The organism is Haloferax sp. s1 (genome assembly GCF_058382125.1).
This window is the reverse complement of sequence record NZ_JBZRPK010000285.1, coordinates 1-2,686: the sequence shown is the minus strand read 5'-3', so window position 1 is coordinate 2,686 and position 2,686 is coordinate 1. Positions and strand designations below refer to the sequence as shown.

Sequence of the window (2,686 nt, the reverse complement as noted above, 5' to 3'; positions counted from 1 at the left end):
CCCAAAACCCGAACGAGAGGAGCGCGATGGCAGCGTAGAGAAAAATCGAGACCGAGTCGAGAAATGGTACTGGCACGGGTTGAGTGTCTACCGAGTAGTCGTTACGCGAGCGCGTCTCTGACAGTGTCGACGAAGGCGCTCGGGAACTCGACGTGCGGGAGGAGCATCGTCTCGTCGAAGACGACGAGCGTGCAGTCGGCTTCGTCGGCGAGTTCACGGCCACGCTTCAGCGGCGTCACGTCGCTCTCACGACCCCACACGAGCGTCGTCGGTACGTCGAGGTTCGAAAGCGCCTCGCCGAGGTCCACGTCCGTATTGAGATAGCCGGAGATGAACGACGCCGGGGCGAAGCGTGCACCCCCCTGGTGGGATGTCTGCCACTCGTATTCTTGCCAGTCGTCGCCCGCCTTCGACGGGTCGTAGTAACCGTGGTCTGCGTTGAAGTAGCGAATCGACGGTCGAGAAGAGATGAGGTTGAATAACGTCTTGCCGACGACGGGTGCGCGGATGAGTTCGCGGAGCCACTCTTTCCGGTCGGGACCGCCGCGCTCAGTGGGGCAGATGAGGACGAACCGAGACACAGACACGTCGTCACGGGACGCAGCGGCAACGGTGTAGGCGGCGGTGAGAGACGAGGCGATAACGGCGGGGTCGTCGTACTCCGCGAGGAAGTCGCCGACGAAATCCTCGTAGAGGGCCGGCGAGTAGTACAACGCCGGGCGGTCCGAGAGACCGAAGCCGGGGAGGTCCGGCGCGACGACGTGGTAGTCCTCGGCGAGTTCGCCGAAGACCTTGCGGAACTCACCCGACGACCCCGCCGCGTTGATACCGTGGAGGAAAACGAGCGTCGGCGCGTCTTCGTCGCCGGCCTCGACGTATGAGACGTCCATTCCGCGCCAGCGGTACGTTTGGTGGTCCCCGGAAAGCGGCGGTTCGAGGGGACCCACACGTTTCGAGAGAGCGGCGTTGGTGGCGGCGGCAAGGCCGACGCCAGCCGCGGCCAGACCGATGGCTCGTCGGAACTTCATGTCATGTAGATGGCGCGCGGAGACCTTAATTCGCCCGCCCGTGTCGGGGTGGTGGAAAAGAAGTCGAGACGCAACCCGTCAGTCGTCTCGGTCTTCGAGACACTCCCGAATTGGTTCGAGCACGTCCTCGGCGACTTCGTAGGGGTCAGTTTCCTTGTCGACGACGGCGTCGGCGAAGTCGTCGATACCGCCCCGACGTTCGATTTCCGCTTCGAGAAGCCTGTTCACGTCGCTTCGGAGCAGTTGCCGAATCTCCTCGCTTGCGCGTTGACGCGCTTTTTCGGTCAACTCGCCCGACTCCGAGAGGTAGTCGTAGTGGTCATCGAGCGTCTCGACGAGCGTGTCGATTCCCTCGCCGGTCGTGGCAATTGTCTTGATGACCTTCGGAGTCCACACGGGGCGTGCGACCTCCGCTGCCGCATCCTCGTCGCCGTCGTGGCCAGCGGTGTCGTGGCCGTTGGTATCGTTGTGGCCATGGGCATTGTCGCCGTGGCCGTGGTCCCCACCGTGTCCGTGACCACCCGAGTCGCCGAACGCGCCAGCACCGTGGTGACCCGTGTCGAGATTCGCTCGCGGGTCGTCACGGAGGTGAATCATCTCCTCTAATTCGGCGACGGTGCGCGAGGCACCCTCCATATCGGCTTTGTTGACGACGAACACGTCGCCAATTTCGAGGATACCAGCCTTGAGCATCTGCACGTCGTCGCCGCTGCCGGGTTGGACGAGGACGACGACCGTGTCTGCGGTCTTCACCACGTCCACTTCGTTTTGGCCCGCGCCGACGGTTTCGATGATGATACGGTCTTTCCCGAAGGCGTCGAGCGCCTTCACGGCGTCTGCGGTCGCAGTCGAGAGGCCGCCGAGTTGCCCGCGAGCGCTCATCGACCGGAAGAACACGTCCATGTCGCCGACGTTCGAGGCCATACGAATACGGTCGCCGAGGACCGCCCCGCCGGTGTACGGCGAGGACGGGTCGACTGCGATGACGCCGACGGTCTCGCCCTGGTCGCGGTAGTATTTGGCGAGTTTGTCCACGAGCGTGGACTTCCCCGCACCGGGGCTCCCCGTGATGCCGACGACAGAGGCCTGGCCCGTGTGCGCGTGGATTTCCGAGACGAGGTCTCGGTAGCCGGATGTCTGTGACTCGATTTTCGTGATGACGCGTGCAAGCGCGCGATGCTCGCCGGCGAGGAGTCGCTCGACGAGGTCGGATTCGACCGCCCGATTCATCGTCACGCTCGTTCGGGCGCGTTTTCCTTCACGAAGTCGATGGTCTCCTGCATCGGCGTTCCGGGACCGAAGATGGCGTCGACGCCTTCTTCCAGGAGACCGGGGCGGTCCTCTTCAGGGATGATACCGCCGACGATGACCAGCGTGTCGTCGAGTGCGCCGTACTCTTCGAGTCCGTCCATCACCTTCGGGACGAGGGTGTTATGCGCGCCCGAGAGGATGGAAATCCCGAGCACGTCAACGTCCTCCTGGACCGTCGCCTGAATGATTTCGTCTGGGGCACGGTGGAGACCCGAGTAGATGACCTCGAATCCCGCATCGCGGAAGGCGCGAGAGATTACGTGTGCTCCACGGTCGTGGCCGTCGAGTCCCACCTTGGCGATGAGACACCGGATGGTTCGCTGTTCGGAGTCCGCGCTCATATAGAC

General features: G+C 63.6%; 3 protein-coding genes. All 3 read right to left on the bottom strand.

Going from position 1 to position 2,686, the window contains the following annotated elements; translation table 11 throughout:
- Positions 1–101: 101 nt before the first annotated feature.
- The gene (locus QT222_RS02960; RefSeq protein WP_004057427.1) at positions 102–1,028 is read right to left on the bottom strand and encodes an alpha/beta fold hydrolase; all 927 of its coding nucleotides are present in this window, start codon (positions 1,026–1,028) and stop codon (positions 102–104) included.
- Between the two features lie 78 nt (positions 1,029–1,106).
- A complete protein-coding gene (gene meaB, locus QT222_RS02955) occupies positions 1,107–2,258 on the bottom strand; it encodes a methylmalonyl Co-A mutase-associated GTPase MeaB (protein WP_004057428.1) in 1,152 nt (383 codons plus the stop codon).
- A gap of 2 nt (positions 2,259–2,260) precedes the next feature.
- Positions 2,261–2,680 (bottom strand): cobalamin B12-binding domain-containing protein, encoded by a 420-nt coding sequence (locus QT222_RS02950; protein ID WP_004057429.1) that lies wholly within the window; start codon positions 2,678–2,680, stop codon positions 2,261–2,263.
- Positions 2,681–2,686 lie beyond the last annotated feature (6 nt).